The following is a 16016-nucleotide window of genomic DNA, read 5'->3' as shown; positions in this document are numbered from 1 at the left end:
TTGGTATCAGGTCTCGAAACCGCGCCCAAGGTCGCGCGTGCCGTGAGGGCCCGCATGGCCTTCGTGGCCCGGGAGAAAAGCCCCGCCCCTTGATCAGACGCCCTTCGCCGGCCGGGAGCGGCTTCCGGGGAGGGAGGGGCTTCCCGGATGCCTGGCGGCCCGGCCGCTCCCACGACCTTTCCCAGGCCTTTCCCAGGGCCTCCTGGAGGGGTGGTTGAAAGGCAAGGCGAAGGAATGTATACTTTTGGTCGGACGCGGGGAGCGCGAGGACCAGGAGGCCCCCGCCCTGACTTCGTTTCCGGGGCTCGCGCGTCTGGCCGGGCCCCGGCTCGAACCAGGGAAGTCTCTTCGCTTGTGCTGGAGGCAACGATGACGCAGTGCGAATGCATTCCCGGGTGCGCGTTCTTCAACGACAAGATGGCCGGCATGCCGGTGATGGCCGATCAGATGAAGCACCGCTACTGCACCGGTGAAAACGATAAATGCGCCCGCCACATGGTCGTTGCGAAGCTGGGGCGGGCGGCGGTGCCGTCGGATCTGTTCCCCAACCAGAGCGACCGGGCACTGGGCCTGATCGCCGCTTCTCACAAAGAGGGCGCCATGCGTTGAACCGGATCCGGGCACGGTACCCTGGCGTTCTGGTTTTACGTTCGACTGATCCGAAAAGCGGTTCCCACGATTCCGGGAGCCCCGCCGTTTCTTGAGGGGGGGTGTTTTGTTCCGGGTTAGCGGATCACGCGCTGAACGCTCAGTTCATAGAGACCACGCGGCTCGGTCAGCTCGGTGGAGACGGCAACGCCGCTGAGGTTGGCGAAGCCAAGATCAAGGGCGCTGCGAACCTCATCGATGGTGCGCATGTCCCAGATGTAGCTGGCGATGCCCTGGTCGCGGGCGAAGCGCGCGAAATCCAGCATCGCGCGGCCCCGGCTGGCCGCGTCGGCGCCGTGCCGGCTGATGTCGTTCAGGTCCAGCCCCAGCAGCCGCACCCCGTTCAAGCTGCCCTTGATGTGGTCGAACTGATCGGGAACCGCGCGCACCGCGACGAACCGCGACAGCCTCGACAAGGCGGCCACGATCTGGGGCAGGCGGTTGACCGGCAGGCTGTCGAGCAGCCCCACCAGCTCGAACGCCACCAGTTCCTGGCGGGCCTGCGAGAGCAGCTTGGAGATGATGGAGAACATCTCGTTGCGGGCCTGGCCGGTGAACGACTTGAAATGCAGGGGGATCAGGGTCACGGGCGCGTCGCGGTCGTCGTGGGAGGCTCGCAGGACGCGCAAGGCCTCCTCGATGACCTTCTTGTCCACCTCGATGCCCAGCGGGTCCAGATAGCCGCCGTTGAGCGTCCATTGCCCGGCGAACACCCCGTAGTCGGTGGTGCGGTAGGGCTGGATCTGATAGGCGAACACGATCTGGCTGGCCGGGTTCCACACCGGGCGATAGCGCACGTCCAGGCTTTCGTAAACCCGGGCCTGCGGGGTCAGCCCGCCGCCATCGCCGCGCCGGCGGAAGGTGCGCACCCCGATTTCCTCGGGCAGGCGCTCGTCAAGAATGTTGGTGATGTTCTCAAGGCTGGGGATGGTGCCTTGTTCCAGCAGCTCGGACAAGGTGACGACGGCCGCCTTGACCCCGAAGCTGTGCATGTTCTCGGCTTTTTCGCCCAGCAGGCGGCGACGGATCAAGGTGGCGATGGCCTGGACCTTGACGGCGGCCTCGTGCACCCCCAGACCCGACAGCAAAAGCAGATACGAATCATCCGACTGACGGAAGTAGTAATCACTTCCCGTCAGGTTTTTGCGGATGATGCTTTCGGTGATCATCATGGCCTTGTTCGACAACCGTTCCCAGTCGTCGCCAAAGGCCTGCTTCATCTCGTCCAGGCTGATGATATGGATCTTCGACACCGCCGAGTCGCCCCGGTCGGTGAGGTAGGCCTTGAGCATTTCGTCCAAGGCGGTGTGCGGGGCCGACACTTCGAGCGGCGTGGTGCGGCGGGGGCCGGGCGCGGGAGCCACCACGTCGGGGGCCGGGGCCAGGTATTCGGCGGCGCTGCGCAGCTTGGAGGCCAGCCAGTGCCCGAACCCCCCTCCCGACGAGCGCGCGCGGGCGCTGGCGGCACTTGCGCGCGTGCTGCTGGTCCGTGCGGCATTGTCCGCCTTGGCTGACTTGCCTGCCATGCCCATTCCTGATTGCTCGCCTGTTACGCTCGCGGTACCGCCCGAGGACGGCGCCGCCGGTTCGAAGGACGGGTCGGGGCGGAGGCCGCGCCCGTTATTGCTCCTTGCCTGCCAGGGGCGGGGAAAACGCCCGGATGGGGTCGGAGCCCCTTTCTTCCCCTTCTGCATAGCTCATGGCCGGGGTTGAGGAAAGCTCCTTGCGGCCCCGGGGCGGGCGCAAAGGGGTCACAGCCGGGGTTCGCGGGCAATCAAGGTCGCGAGATCGTCGGCGGCGGCCTGGATGATGCGCACCAGGCGCGCGATTTCGCCCCGGATGGCCATCCCGGCCCCGCCTTCCAGGTCGATGCGCAGGCGTCCGCACAACTGGTCACTTTCCACCATGCCCAGGGCGGCCAGTGTCCCCCTCAGGCCGTGAACCAGCTCGCTCACCTCGGTGAAGGCGCCCCGGTCGAGGGTTGGCGTCAGGGCGGTGGCGCGCTGACGCAAGGTTTCCTCGGCCGCGCGCAGGTAGGGGACGAACTCCACCCCCAGCGCGGCCCGCAACTGGGCGAGGGCGCCCGGGTCCACGGGTTCCAGCCGGCCCGGGCTTTCCAGCGTGGGCGGCGTTGTCTCGACGGGAGGGGGAGCGGCCCGCAACGGGCGGCCGGCCGCGACGTCGGCGAGCAGGGCACGCAGCCGGCGGGCGTTCAAGGGCTTGGCGAGATGGTCGTCCAGCCCGGCGTTCAAGAACCGCTCGCGGTCGCCGGGCAGGGCGTCGGCGGTGAGGGCCACGATCGGAACCTGGGCCACCGGGCGGTCGTCGGGGAAGCGCACGCTGGCCGGCAGGGCGCGGATGGTGCGGGTCGCTTCCAGCCCATCCATGACCGGCATCTGGATGTCCATCAAGACAAGGTCGAAGGGGCCGTCGGCGATCAGGCGGTCCACCGCCTCGCGTCCGTTGGGAACCAGCACCGCCGAATGCCCCTGACGCTCAACCACCGCCTGGGCCAGGATCTGGTTTTCGGGGATGTCCTCGGCGATCAGCACGCGCAAGGTCCGGTTCTGCGGGGGATCGCCGCCGGAGGGCACGGAGGGGGCGGGAAGCGGGCTCCGTGGGGCCGAGGTGTCGCCCAGCGGCCGCAGCGGCACCATGAGCGTGAAGGTACTGCCCACCCCGGGCGCGCTTTCCACCGTGATGTCGCCGCCCATCAGGCGGGCCAGGCGACGCGAGATCGCAAGGCCCAGGCCGGTGCCCCCGTGGCGCCGGGTGGTCGAGCCGTCAAGCTGCTGGAAGGGCACGAACAGGTCGCCCAGGCGCTCGGCGGGAATGCCAATGCCGGTATCGATCACCGAGCAGCGCAGCCAGGGACAGCCGCCGGTGTCGGGGCCGGGCTCCAGGCGCACCCGCACCTCGCCCCGGTCGGTGAACTTGATGGCGTTGCCCACCAGGTTGGAGAGGATCTGGCGCAGGCGGGCGGCGTCGCCGCTGTAGCGGGACGGCAAGGCGGGATCCACGCTCAGCGACAAGGGCAGCCCCTTGGCGCTGGCGGCCACGCCGCACAGGCTGATCACCGAGCGCGCCTCGCTGTCCAGCTCGAAGGGCTGGTCTTGCAAGACCAGGCGCCCGGATTCCAGGCGGCTGACGTCGAGAATATCGTTGACCAGGGCCAGCAGGTGCTCGCCCGAGCGCTGGATGGCGCGGGCGTACTCGGCTTCCTCGGGCTTCAAGGCGCCATCCAGCAAAAGGCCGGTCATGCCGATGACGGCATTGAGGGGGGTTCGGATTTCGTGGCTGACGGTGGCCAGGAACTCGGCCTTGGCCCGCGCGGCCGCCCGCGCCGCGTCGCGGGCCACCACCAGTTCCTCGCGGTTGGTGATCAGCTCTTCATTGGCGCGGCCCAGGCGCTGGCCCATGGCCACGACCTCGGCGCCGGTTTCCCGCAGCTCGCGCAAGGGAAGGGGGGGGATGTCCTGGTAGTACAGTCCCTGCGCGATGCGCCGGATCGTGCCGTTGAGCGCGGCCAGGGGGCCGGAGAGGTCATGGGCCATGGACCGCGTGCGTGTGTACAAAAAGCCCAGGAACAGAAGGTAAAACAACACAAGCCCGGCCGCCATCAGGTAGCCCACCCGGGTAAAGGTCCGGTCGAGGCCGACCATTTCCTGGAACACGGCGTCCTGGTCCGCGACCAGGACATAGGTCCATCCGTTGCCCTCGACCCGCGACCAGGCCAGCAGACGCGGATGGCCGTTGAGGTCCAGGGTCATCGTGCCCTGGGTCTCACGGCGCAGGGCCTCGACCAGGGCCGGCGGGTCGTTGCGGGTGAACAGATTGTAGGCGGGATCGCGGAAGGTATCGGCTTCCACCGCGCCTTCATACGACGCTTCGCGCAAGGGGCGGACCTGCCAGTCGGATACGCCCCGTTCGGGCATGGCCAGCAAGGCACCGTTGCGGTCAAGGAGAAGGCCGTAGGCGCCGAACGGCAAGGGAGTGTCTAAAACCCGCTCGATGAAGGTGCCCACGGTGATGTCGACTCCGGCCACCGCCTCCAGGCGTTCGCCATCGTAAACCGGCGCAACCGCCGAGGCCATCCAGCCCCGGCCGGCGGGATCCAGATAAACGTCGGTCCACACCACCGCGCGCGACGGGTTATGGGCACGGTCAGCCTCGTAATAAAAATTGTACTCTGGAATAGCCATGCCGGGGGAAAAATGCTTCAGGACATCAATCGAGGGATGAATAAGGTTCATGGAATCCCAGGTGTTGATGTAAATCTGATCAACCATGGGGTCGGAAGCGCGGATGTCCTGCATTAAAGGCGTCAGGGCACTTGCGCACACCGCCTTGTCAATTTGTTCCTCGTGAATGGGAACAGCGCCGGAATAAAACAGGGCATTGTCGTGGGGGCCGGGCGTGGTGGTGTAAAGCGCGCCTTGCGGGCTGAAGGCAAGGCGGGCGCGTTCGGCCGGGTTGGGGGGGCAGCCCCGGACGAGCACGGGCCCGGCCTGGGCCGCGAACAGGCGGGTCAAGGTGGTGATGGTCGCCAGGCGTTGGCTCAGCCGGCCGGCCTCGTGGTGGGCCAGGGTCGAGACTTCGCTGGTCACGGCCTGCTTGTAGTGGGCGAGGGTGCGGGACGTGCCGACTTCGTGCGAAACGACGTAAATTCCCAGGAAAACCAGCTCGATGAAAATAAGGGGAATGAGCGCGACGCGCAAATAACTGCGCCAGAGCCACGAAAAAACCGACACCGTGGAGGCAGAAGAAGGGGAACCCGAGGAGGCGCGAGCGGCGGAGGCAGTGCTGGCGGCCTTGTCGTCGGTCATCGTTTCGAGCCCTGGTTCACGTTGGAAGGTCGGGGGCGATTCTCGCGACTGTGACGTGGAAACACCCTCATCCAGGGCAGTCGTGCATACCGCCCTGGCCACCCCTGTCCGTGGTTTTCGTCGCGCCCCCTCATGCAAAAAGCGTGCAATAACGCGGATGTTGGCGCCTTGCTTTCCGGACGGGCCTCGGGCCTTATGGAAGACAACGAGGCGGCGTCTTGGGGCGGCAGGACATGAACGACGGCTCTTGTTCCAATTACACAGCCATTCTCAACGCATTATCCGTGCCAGTCTGGATTTTCGACCTGGCGTCCCGGCGGATTGCGTGGGCCAACGGCGCGGCGCTCGCGCTGTGGAAGGCCGATTCCGTGGAAGGATTGCGCCAACGCGACATGGCCCCGACGTCGCCCGGGGCCCGCCAGCGTCTGGAGCAATACGCGGCTATTTTTGCAAAAGGCAATGCAGTCTGCGAAGACTGGACCTTGTATCCTCATGACGAGCCCATCGCCGTGCGCTGCCGCTGCTCCGGCCTGGCGTGGGACGGTCGCCCGGCCATGCTGGTCGAGGTCGATCCCGTCGGAGGGCGGGGCGAGCCGGGGGAATCCCACGACGCCGCCCAGCGGGCCATCGAAACCTTGCGCGAAATTCCGGTGACCGTGGTCTTGCTGCTGGCCGACGGAACCATGGTGTCGCAAAACCTGGCGGCCGACCTGTGCTACGGGGCCCTGGATCAAGGCACCATGCCCGAGGGACGGCTGATGGATCGCTTCGTCGAGCGTCGCGCGGTCGAGGATCTGTTGGAAACGGCCTTGCGCGAGGGCGAGGCCGCGCCCCGGGTGATGGCGGTCAACACGCTGCATGGGGTGGCGTGGCATGAAATCGGCGCGCGGCGCCTGCGCGATCCGGCGACCGCCGCCCCGGCCGTGCTGGTCCACGGCCTGGATGTCACCGAACGGCGCGTTCAGGAAGAAACGTTGCGTGAAGCCGAAATCCGGTTGCGCCGCTCGGCCCACGACCTTGCCGAGGCCCGCGACGTCGCCGAGCGGGCCAACGCCGCCAAATCGGAGTTCCTGGCCATGATGAGCCATGAAATCCGCACCCCCATGAACGGCATCCTGGGGCTGACCGACCAGCTCCTGGAAGGGAACCTGGGGGCGGCCGAGGCCGGGCGCTTGCAGGCCATCCGGGACTCGGCCGAATCCCTGCTCACCTTGCTGAACGATGCCCTTGATTTCTCGCGCCTGGAAGCGGGGCGCCTGACCTTGGACGTGCAGCCCCTGGCCCTGGCTCCCCTGCTGACCCGGACCCTTGACCCCTTCCGCCCCGAGGCCGTCCGCAAGGGGGTGGCGCTGGGCGTGACCCTGGCGCCGGATCTGCCGGCGGTGGTCGAGGGCGATGGCGCCCGCTTGCGTCAGATCTTGCTGAACCTGGTGGGCAACGCCCTGAAATTCACCGCGAAGGGCACGGTTTCGGTGTGGGCCGGGCGCGGGACGGGCGCCGACACCATCGTGTTTCGGGTGCAAGACACGGGGATAGGCATCGCGCCCGAGGCCTTGCCGCGCCTGTTCCACCGTTTTTCCCAGGCCGATCCGTCGATCAGCCGGCAGTTCGGGGGCTCGGGACTGGGGTTGTCGATCTGCCGCCGTCTGGCCGAGATGATGAACGGGACCATTCAGGCCGCGAGCGTGCCCGGCCGGGGTTCGGTTTTCACGGTATCGGTCCGTCTTCCCGAGGTGGGCATGTCCACTCCGGCCGGGATTGCCTCCGCTCCCGGGGGCACCTTGTCCGTGCCGCGCCGGCCCGATGGCGCGCCCCTTCATGTCCTGGTCGCCGAGGACAACGACATTAACCGAAGCGTGCTGGAAGGCTTCCTGGTTCCGCACGGGATCCGGGTGGATCATGCGAGCGATGGCCAGGAGGCCCTCGAACGCGCCGCCGCGACCCGCTACGACGTGATCTTGATGGACATGCACATGCCGGGGCTCGATGGTCCCGACGCCACGCGGGCGTTGCGCGAAGGCGTCGGCCCCTCGGCGCGGGTGCCGGTGATCGCGGTCACCGCCAGCGCCTATGAAGAAGACCGGGCCCGCTGCCTGGCCGCCGGCATGAACGCCTTCGTCACCAAGCCCGTGCGTCGCGACGCCTTGTACCAGGCCCTGGTCGCGGTGCTGGAGCCGGCCGGGCCCTCCGCCGCCGGCCAGCCCGGGACCCCGGCCCCGGAGGAGGCGACGCCCGGCATGACGCCCGGACCCGGCCCCGGACCCGCGGTCCCCCAGGCGTCCCCCCTCCTTGACGGCCCGCGCCTGGAGGAAATGGCCGGGGACCTGGGCCCCGAGGTGGTGCTTTCCCTGGTGGAAGCCTTTCGCCAGGCCGCGCCCACGCGTGTCCGGCGTCTGGTCGAGGTCGTGAGCCAGGGCGATGGGGCCAAGGTGGCGGCCGAGGCGCATGGCCTCAAGGGGGTCGCGGCGAACCTGGGCTGCACCCGTCTCAAGGACCTGGCCGCCGCCTTGGATCAGGCGGGCCGCGCCGGCGACCTGGCCGCCGCGCGTGATCTGGTCCAGGGGCTCCCCGACCTCCTGACCCAAAGCCTGGAGGCCCTGGCCGAACGCTTCGCGCCGGAGTAATCCCCGGTTGTCGCCGCCGCCGGGGGTGCTATTGTAGCCCGGTTTCATGGCCCACGCCCAAAGGCCCCACACCTGAAGGGAATCCTCCATGCTGTTCGCCTTGTATTGTCTGGACAAGCCTGATCACGGCGCCGTGCGTCAGGCGAACCGGCCCGCCCATCTGACGTATGCCCGGGAATGGGAACCCAAGATGCTGTTCGGGGGGCCGTTGCTCGATGCCAGCGGCGAATCCATGATTGGCAGCCTGATGGTGTTCGACGTGGCCGACCGCGCCGAGGTCGAGGCCTTTTCCGCCGGCGACCCCTACACGAAGGCCGGGCTGTTCGAAAGCGTCACCATTTCCCCCTACCGCCTGCTGCTGGGCCCTCACGCCAGGATCTGAGTGTCACATTCCGCGCCGACGCCCCCGGAAAGGCAGCGACGCGGGATTGAACTCTTGTTTTATCGTATTCCCGAACCGTAATATGCATATCCGTTTGCGGGAGAGGGACAAGGGGCGGCGCGTCGTCTTTTGAACCAGGGGGGATCCATGGCCTACTGGCTGTTGAAATCGGAACCGGGAACGTGGTCGTGGGCCGATCAGGTGGCCCGGGGCACCGAGCCCTGGGACGGTGTGCGCAACGCCCAGGCCCAGGCCAACCTGCGCGCCATGGCGGTGGGAGACCTGGCCTTCTTCTATCACTCGGTCAGCGAAAAGCGCATCCGGGGGGTGGTGGAGATCGTGGGGGCCTTTCGGCCCGATCCCACCGACGCGACCGGCCGGCATGGCCTGGTCGACGTGAAAGCCCTTTATCCCCTGCCCACCCCGGTTTCGCTGGCCACCATCAAGGCCGACCCGCGCCTGGCCCACCTGGCCCTGGTGCGTCAGGCGCGGTTGTCGGTGCAGCCGGTGGATGCCGAGGCCTGGGCCTTGATCCTGAGCTTGGGAGGAGCCTGAGGAGCCGGCGGTGCCCGGGGCGCTCGGGGAGGATGCGCCTCGCGGTATTCCGGCCCGTGGGAAGGGTTGTCTTTCCCGGCGGGCCCCGCCACAGTCACGCCTTCGTTTCCCGCCTGTCGGAACCGACGGGCCATTTTTAAAAACCGTGAACACGTTGGGAGAGTTGCATGTCTGAGATCGAGATTTTTCCGGTGCCCGAGGCCGTGGCCAAAAGCGCGCTGGTGGACGACGCGCGCTATCAGGAAATGTACAAGGCCTCCATCGACGATCCCGAGGCGTTCTGGGGCGAGCATGGCAAGCGGATCGACTGGATCAAGCCGTTTACCACGGTCAAGGATGTTTCCTTCGATCCGCACGACGTTCATATCCGCTGGTTTCCCGACGGCACCTTGAATGTTGCCGCCAACTGCCTGGACCGTCACCTGGCCACCCGGGGCGACCAGACGGCCATCCTTTGGGAAGGCGACGACCCGGCCGAATCCGCCGCCATCACCTACCGAGACCTCCATGAAAGGGTCGGCCGCCTGGGCAACGCCCTGCGCGCCCTGGGCGTGGCCAAGGGCGACCGGGTGTGCATCTACATGCCGATGATCCCCGAGGCGGCCGTGGCCATGCTGGCGTGCGCGCGCATTGGCGCCATTCACTCGATCGTGTTCGGCGGGTTCTCGCCCGACAGCCTCGCGAACCGCATCCAGGATTCCGAATGCTCGGTGGTCATCACCGCCGACGAGGGCCTGCGCGGCGGGCGTCGCGTGCCCTTGAAGGCCAACGTCGACAAGGCCCTGGCCGACTGCCCGACCGTGCGTTCGGTGGTGGTGGTCAAGCGCACCGGCGGGGACGTGGCCATGACCGAAGGCCGCGATGTCTGGTACGAGGACATCACCGCCTCGCAGCCGGCCGAGTGCACGCCCGAGGAAGTGAGCGCCGAGGATCCCCTGTTCATTTTGTATACCTCGGGATCGACCGGCAAGCCCAAGGGCGTGCTGCATACCTCGGGCGGCTACCTTGTCTATGCCGCGATGACCCATCAATACGTGTTCGATTATCGCGACGGCGAAGTGTACTGGTGCACGGCCGATGTGGGTTGGGTGACGGGCCACAGCTACATTGTGTACGGGCCGCTGGCCAACGGCGCCATTACCTTGATGTTCGAGGGCATCCCCAGCTATCCCTCGGCGTCGCGCTTCTGGCAGGTGGTTGAAAAGCACAAGGTCAACATTTTCTACACCGCGCCGACCGCGATCCGCGCCTTGATGCGCGAGGGCGAGGAGCCGGTGACGTCGTGCGACCGCTCGTCCTTGCGCATCCTGGGATCGGTGGGCGAGCCGATCAATCCCGAGGCGTGGCTGTGGTATCACCGCGTGGTCGGCGAGGAGCGCTGCCCGATCGTGGACACCTGGTGGCAGACCGAGACCGGCGGCATCCTGATCACCCCGCTGCCCGGAGCCACCGCGCTCAAGCCCGGCTCGGCGACGCGGCCGTTCTTTGGCGTGCTGCCGGTGCTGGTGGATGGCGAAGGCACCGAGCTGGCCGGCGCCACCGAGGGCAACTTGTGCCTCGCCACCTCGTGGCCCGGGCAGGCGCGCACCGTGTACGGCGACCACGAACGCTTCGTGCAGACCTATTTCACCACCTACAAGGGCTATTACTTCACCGGTGACGGCTGCCGCCGCGACGAGGATGGCTACTACTGGATCACCGGGCGCGTGGACGACGTGATCAATGTGTCCGGGCACCGCATGGGCACGGCCGAAATCGAATCGGCCCTGGTCGCGCATCCCAAGGTCGCCGAAGCGGCGGTGGTGGGCTACCCGCACGACATCAAGGGCCAGGGCATCTATGCCTATGTCACCTTGGTGGCCGGCGAGCGCGAAAGCGAGGACCTGCGCAAGGAACTGGTCGGCTGGGTGCGCAAGGAAATCGGTCCCATCGCCAGCCCGGATGTCATCCAGTGGGCCCCGGGCCTGCCCAAGACCCGCTCGGGCAAGATCATGCGCCGCATCTTGCGCAAGATCGCCGAAAACGAAGTGGGCTCGCTGGGCGATACCTCGACCCTGGCCGACCCCAGCGTGGTCGACGATCTGATCGCCAATCGCAAGTCGTAGGGCTTGCGCCGGCCGGCCCCGGGAGACGGGGTCGTCTTTTCAGGGTCGGGGAGGCGGGGATTTTCCCCGCCTCTTTTTTTTTGTGCCGTTTTCGCGCATGGTCCCAGACGGCACGGGAGCATCCGGAGCGTATCCTTTCGTCGCTTCCTTTCGTCGCTCTTGCCCGGGCCGCGTTGTTCTCCCTCTCCCATGAATGGACCGTCCGTCATGACCGTTCTCGTCACCGGCACCGCTGGTTTCATCGGTAACCATGTCGCCTTGCGCCTGCTGGAGGCCGGTCATCAGGTCGTGGGGATCGACTGCCTGACCCCCTATTACGATGTGCGCCTGAAAACCGCCCGTCTCGCGCGCCTGACCGCTTTTCCCGGCTTTCGCGAGGAGCGCATTGACCTGGCCGACTTCGAGGAGGTCGCGCGCGTTTTCGAGGTCTACCGGCCGCGCCGGGTCGTGCACCTGGCCGCCCAGGCCGGGGTGCGCTACAGCCTCGAAAACCCCCGCGCCTACGTGGATTCCAATCTGATCGGCACGTTCACCGTGCTGGAGGGCTGCCGTTCGGTCGGGGTGGAGCATCTGGTGTTCGCGTCCACCAGCTCGGTGTACGGGGCCAACCGCGAGCAGCCGTTCAGCGAGCATCACCCGGCCGACCATCCCCTGACCTTCTATGCCGCGACCAAGCGGGCCAACGAGATGATGGCCCACTCCTATGCCCACATGTTCAAGCTGCCCTCCACCGGCCTGCGGTTCTTCACCGTGTACGGGCCTTGGGGGCGGCCCGACATGGCCTTGTTCCTGTTCACCCAGGCCATCTTGAAGGGCGAGCCGATCAAGGTGTTCAATCACGGCGACATGGTGCGCGATTTCACCTATATCGATGACATCGTTTCCGGAATCCTGCACGTTCTCGACACGCCGCCTTTGCCCGTGACCTCGCTGGCGCCGCTGCCCGATCCGGCCACCAGCCCGGTGGCGCCGTTTCGGGTGTACAACATCGGCAACAGCCGGCCGGTGACCTTGCTGCGCTACATCGACCTGGTGGAGGAAGCCCTGGGCATGACCGCGCGCAAGATCATGCTGCCCATGCAACTGGGCGACGTGCCCGGCACCTGGGCCGATGTCTCGGATCTGCACGCCGACACCGGCTACCAGCCCGAAACCCCGGTCGAGGAAGGGGTGCGCCGCTTCGTGGAGTGGTACCGCTCGTACTACAACGTTTAAGGAAACGCGTCCCCGAGGGCCGCCATTCCTGTTCGGCCTTCACGCCGGTCCCTTACCGCCCGGGGCGGCGGCCCTCGATCATCCAGCGGTACAAAACCACGTTCAGGCTGACCACCAGCACGCCCGACACCAGGGTGTCGGAAAAGAAGTGCGCGCCCACGCTCATGCGCGACAGCCCGACCAGGGCACCGAACACAAGCGCGCCGGCCACGGCCCAGGGGCGCCAGGGCCCGGAAACCAGCAAGGCCAGCGCCGTGGTCCAAAAGCCCAGGGCCGCGTGACCCGAGGGAAACGAACAGTTCGAGTCGCAGTGATTGCTGGCCAGCAGCACGGGGGTAAACACCGCGTCGCCGCCAAAGGCGATCAGGTCGCGCGGGCGGGCCCGGCCCCAGTGCTCCTTGAACACCAGGTTGACCAGCACTCCCGGCCCGACGAGCAGGCTGGTCACCAGATAGGCGAGCGGCCGGGCCAGGCGCCCCGTGCCTTCCAGGGCCAGCACCCGCCCGGCCACCAGCACCAGGGCCATGTAGAGCAAGGTCCCGTAGACCAGCAAGGGCACGCCCTTGATGACAAAGCGGGCGAGCGGATCCCCCGAGGGCACGAAGCCCCCCCGCCCGGGATCGAAGAACAGGGCGGCCAGACCCAGATCGATCCCCGGCACGGCCGCGAGCACGAACAGCACCCCGGCCAGCAGGCGCCAGGGATGGCGTCGGGGCCAGGAGTGGGGGCCAAGGGCGCGCGCGAGCCAGGACCAGGGGCGGGAAGAACACTCGGGCCGGAACACGGGACGCATCGGAAATCCTGGAAAACGGCGCGCACGGCGCGCCAGGGGAAAGACGAGGGGAAAAGGCTAGGAGGAAGGGCTGGGGGAAAGGAACGCGTGGAGTCTGAGCCAGCGGCCCGGCCCGGTTTCCAGGTACAGGAAGCCGGCGGGCCGGCACGCGGGGCACCGGGCCCGGGCGGCGGCGTCGTCCGCGCGGGTGATCCACACGGTACCCGGCGGCGGCGGGCTTTCCGGGTCCGGCACGGCAACCGGGGAGGCCAGGCGCCACTGGGCTTCCAGCCCGTGGCCCAGCGCGGGGTCGTCGAACGCGAAGCCCAAGGCGGGATAGCGCGCGATCAGCGTCTGGCCCCAGGGGAGGGTCTGGGCGAGGCCCCGCCCGGGTCCCCAGGGATCCAGGGCCCGGGGCAAGGCAAGCCCCAGGGGGCGCGACACGGTGTCGGCGCGCCAGATCAGGGCGGTGGCCGCAAGGTGCAGGCCAAGGCTGGCAGCCAGCACGGCCCGGGCCCAGGCCGGACGCGCGAGCCACGCGGTCCCCAGGATCGAGGCGGTGACGGCGGCGAGGGCCGCCCCGTCGCCCGGGGCTACGGGGATGCCGGCAAGGGCGGCAAGCGGAGGCAAGGCCAGGCCAGGCAGGCTGAAGGCGACAAGAAAACGGGTGCGGAAGCCCTGGCGGCCCCTGGGGTCGCCGGGCTCGACACTCCGGCTCGCGCCGCCGGGATGGCTGCCGGCCCAGGCCAGGACAAACGCCAGCAGCGGTCCCAGCAAAAGGGCCCCCAACGCCAAGGTCGCGCCCGCCCCGGCCAGACCGGGCGCGGGAAAGGGGGGGAACGGCACGGCGCCGGGGAGCCCGGGCACGGCAAGGACAAGCGCGATCCCCAGGGCCAGCCATGGCGCCGGGCGCCGGCCCAGCCCCCGGGTCTCGGGCGACAGCAGGGCGTAGAAAATCAAGGAGGGCACGAACAGGGCCATCGACGGGCTGCACAGGAAGCCAAGCCCGCTGATCAGGCCCACCGCCAGCCACCACCCGGCCAGGCCGGTGCGCAGGGCGTTGAGCACGGCGTGCAAGGCGCAGACCCAGGCCACGCCCCCCAGCGCGAGCGGGCCGGAAAGCGCGCCGGTCAGGGTCACGGCCGGAACGGTGAGAAAAACAGCGCACGCCCCCAGCGCAACACGGCCGTCGTAGAGCCGGCGCGCCAGGGCCCAGATCCCGGCGGCGGCAATGACCTGGGCCAGCAGGGCCAGGCCGCGCAAGGCATGGGCCGGATCCGGGGAAACCAGCCGGGCCAGGGCCGCGAGCTGGGCGGCCAGGGGGGGCACGTCGGCTCCGGGCGCGAAGGGGGAGGGGGCGGCGCGCCACAGCGCGGCCTCGGTGGGGGACAGGTCGGCGGAAGCGTGCGCCATCAGCGCGAGGCGCGCGGCCACCAGGAGTCCGGTCAGGGCAACGGCCCCCCACCCCCAGGCGCGCGAGGCGGGGGCGCTCATCCGTCCTCCAGGTGGAACAGCATCGCGAGCGCGATGAACAAGGTCATGAGCGCGGGAGCCCAGGCGGCCAGCGCGATGGGCAGGGTTTCCGAAAGGCCCAGGGTATAGGTGACCTTCGAAAAGAAGAACACGGAGAAGCCGGCGGCCAGGGCGCCGACGATCCGCAGCATCCAGTTCACCGAGCGCTGGCTGGGCTTGAGCGAGAACACGGCGCCCATCAGCACCATGGCGACCAGAAGCAGCGGCGAGGCCAGCAGGGCCTGGAAATGCAGGCGGTGGGCGTGGGCCGAGAACCCGGCGGCCTCGAAAAAGGCGATGAAATCAGGAAGATCCCAGAACGAAACGGTTTCCGGGTCGGAAAAGCTGTCGCGAATCCGTGGCAAGGTCAGGTTGGAGGGAATCGACAGGCTGTCTTCCCGGGCCAGGGGTTCGCCCGGCTGGGCGATGACCACGTGGCTCAGGATCAAGGTATCGTCGCCCAGGCCGCCTTTCTCGGCGTCCAGACGCTGGCGGAAGCGTCCGTCGGCGCCGAACTGGAAGACGGTGACTCCGTCCAGGGTCAGCGCGTGCTCGATCTGGCGCACGCCCCGGGCATGCAAGACAACCTGCCCGTCGGGGTGGGTCTCGCGCAGCCACAAGCCGCCGTCGTTGAAGGAAACGGGGACATCGACGCCCGCGTCCATCGAGGCGTCCATGCGCTCGTACCCGGCGTACAAGGTCGCGGCCAGGGGGTTGAGGGCCACGACGTTCAAAAGTCCAAGGCCCAGCACCACCCCGAGGATCGGGGTGAGGAACTGCCACACCGACAGCCCGGCGGCGCGGATGACCACCAGCTCGCTGCCGCGCGCGAGCCGCCAGAACACGATGACGGCGCCCCCCATGAACATGAAGGGCAAGGCGGTGTGCACGCCCATGGGCAGGCGGTGCAGGGCCATCATCAAGACATCGTCGATTTCAACCGTGCGCGACCCGGCCCGGCGCGACAGCTCGATGACATCGAACAGAAGCAAGAGGGCCGAAACCACCAGGACGGTGCCCAGCAGGGCCTTGAGGTAGGTCCGGGCCACGTAGGCGGTGAGGGTGAACGCGATCGGGAAAGGCAGGAAGCGCATCGGTGCCGTTGATCCGTTTGCCGGGCGGCGCGTCGTTCCACGCCCTGGGGGGTCCTCCGGCGTCCCGAGGGCACCGGAGCGCTGGGGGGCTCCCTTCTGGATCCCCTGCTCGCGGGGCGGGTTTCCAAGGGTGCCGGCATGGATCGGCCGGCACCCTTGGAAACCCCCGATCGTGTACACCGTCCCGCCCCCCGGGAGCAAGTCGCGGCGGGGGGGACCAGGGCAATCGCCATGTGGACGGCCCTCCCGAATGTGGCGTTTCTCAACCACGACCACACTATGG

At 68.1% G+C, this 16016-nt stretch carries 11 protein-coding genes; 6 read left to right on the top strand and 5 right to left on the bottom strand.

The window, feature by feature from the left end; translation table 11 throughout:
- Positions 1-369: 369 nt before the first annotated feature.
- The gene (locus ROR02_RS13415) at positions 370-609 is read left to right on the top strand and encodes a hypothetical protein (RefSeq protein WP_147164553.1); all 240 of its coding nucleotides are present in this window, start codon (positions 370-372) and stop codon (positions 607-609) included.
- A gap of 116 nt (positions 610-725) precedes the next feature.
- Here ROR02_RS13415 and ROR02_RS13410 read toward each other — a convergent pair whose 3' ends face one another.
- Both ROR02_RS13410 and ROR02_RS13405 read right to left on the bottom strand, forming a co-directional pair.
- On the bottom strand, positions 726-2174 hold the full coding sequence (locus ROR02_RS13410) for a hypothetical protein (protein ID WP_246135544.1): 1449 nt from the start codon (positions 2172-2174) through the stop codon (positions 726-728).
- 225 nt (positions 2175-2399) lie between these two features.
- Positions 2400-5474, bottom strand: a complete 3075-nt coding sequence (locus ROR02_RS13405) for a hybrid sensor histidine kinase/response regulator (RefSeq protein ID WP_147164551.1) — start codon at positions 5472-5474, stop codon at positions 2400-2402.
- A gap of 284 nt (positions 5475-5758) precedes the next feature.
- On the opposite strand from ROR02_RS13405, the gene ROR02_RS13400 reads away from it, so the two are divergent.
- The 5 genes from ROR02_RS13400 (at position 5759) to ROR02_RS13380 (ending at position 12355) form a co-directional block, all read left to right on the top strand.
- A complete protein-coding gene (locus tag ROR02_RS13400; RefSeq protein ID WP_170245117.1) occupies positions 5759-8098 on the top strand; it encodes an ATP-binding protein in 2340 nt (779 codons plus the stop codon).
- Positions 8099-8186: 88 nt separating this feature from the next.
- Complete coding sequence (locus tag ROR02_RS13395; protein ID WP_147164549.1) at positions 8187-8480, top strand: YciI family protein; 294 nt, start codon at positions 8187-8189, stop codon at positions 8478-8480.
- Positions 8481-8627: 147 nt separating this feature from the next.
- The gene (locus tag ROR02_RS13390) at positions 8628-9035 is read left to right on the top strand and encodes an EVE domain-containing protein (protein ID WP_147164548.1); all 408 of its coding nucleotides are present in this window, start codon (positions 8628-8630) and stop codon (positions 9033-9035) included.
- Between the two features lie 167 nt (positions 9036-9202).
- Positions 9203-11140 (top strand): acetate--CoA ligase, encoded by a 1938-nt coding sequence (acs, locus tag ROR02_RS13385; RefSeq protein WP_147164547.1) that lies wholly within the window; start codon positions 9203-9205, stop codon positions 11138-11140.
- 207 nt (positions 11141-11347) lie between these two features.
- Entirely contained in the window at positions 11348-12355 is a 1008-nt protein-coding gene (locus ROR02_RS13380; RefSeq protein WP_147164546.1) for an NAD-dependent epimerase, read from the top strand.
- Between the two features lie 52 nt (positions 12356-12407).
- Here the strand turns inward: ROR02_RS13380 and ROR02_RS13375 are convergent, their stop codons facing one another.
- Genes ROR02_RS13375 through lptG form a run of 3 tightly spaced genes read right to left on the bottom strand, consistent with a single transcriptional unit; the run spans position 12408 to position 15733 of the window.
- A complete protein-coding gene (locus tag ROR02_RS13375) occupies positions 12408-13148 on the bottom strand; it encodes a phosphatase PAP2 family protein (RefSeq protein WP_147164545.1) in 741 nt (246 codons plus the stop codon).
- A 57-nt stretch (positions 13149-13205) separates the two neighbouring features.
- The gene (locus ROR02_RS13370) at positions 13206-14621 is read right to left on the bottom strand and encodes a glycosyltransferase family 39 protein (RefSeq protein ID WP_147164544.1); all 1416 of its coding nucleotides are present in this window, start codon (positions 14619-14621) and stop codon (positions 13206-13208) included.
- Complete coding sequence (lptG, locus tag ROR02_RS13365; protein WP_147164543.1) at positions 14618-15733, bottom strand: LPS export ABC transporter permease LptG; 1116 nt, start codon at positions 15731-15733, stop codon at positions 14618-14620. Before lptG ends, ROR02_RS13370 begins: the two co-directional genes overlap by 4 nt.
- Positions 15734-16016 lie beyond the last annotated feature (283 nt).

Origin of the sequence: Pararhodospirillum oryzae (assembly GCF_007992075.1) — a bacterium.
Lineage (GTDB): Bacteria > Pseudomonadota > Alphaproteobacteria > Rhodospirillales > Rhodospirillaceae > Pararhodospirillum > Pararhodospirillum oryzae.
The sequence above is the reverse complement of the archived record's forward strand: the minus strand, read 5'-3'. Positions and strand labels throughout refer to the sequence as shown.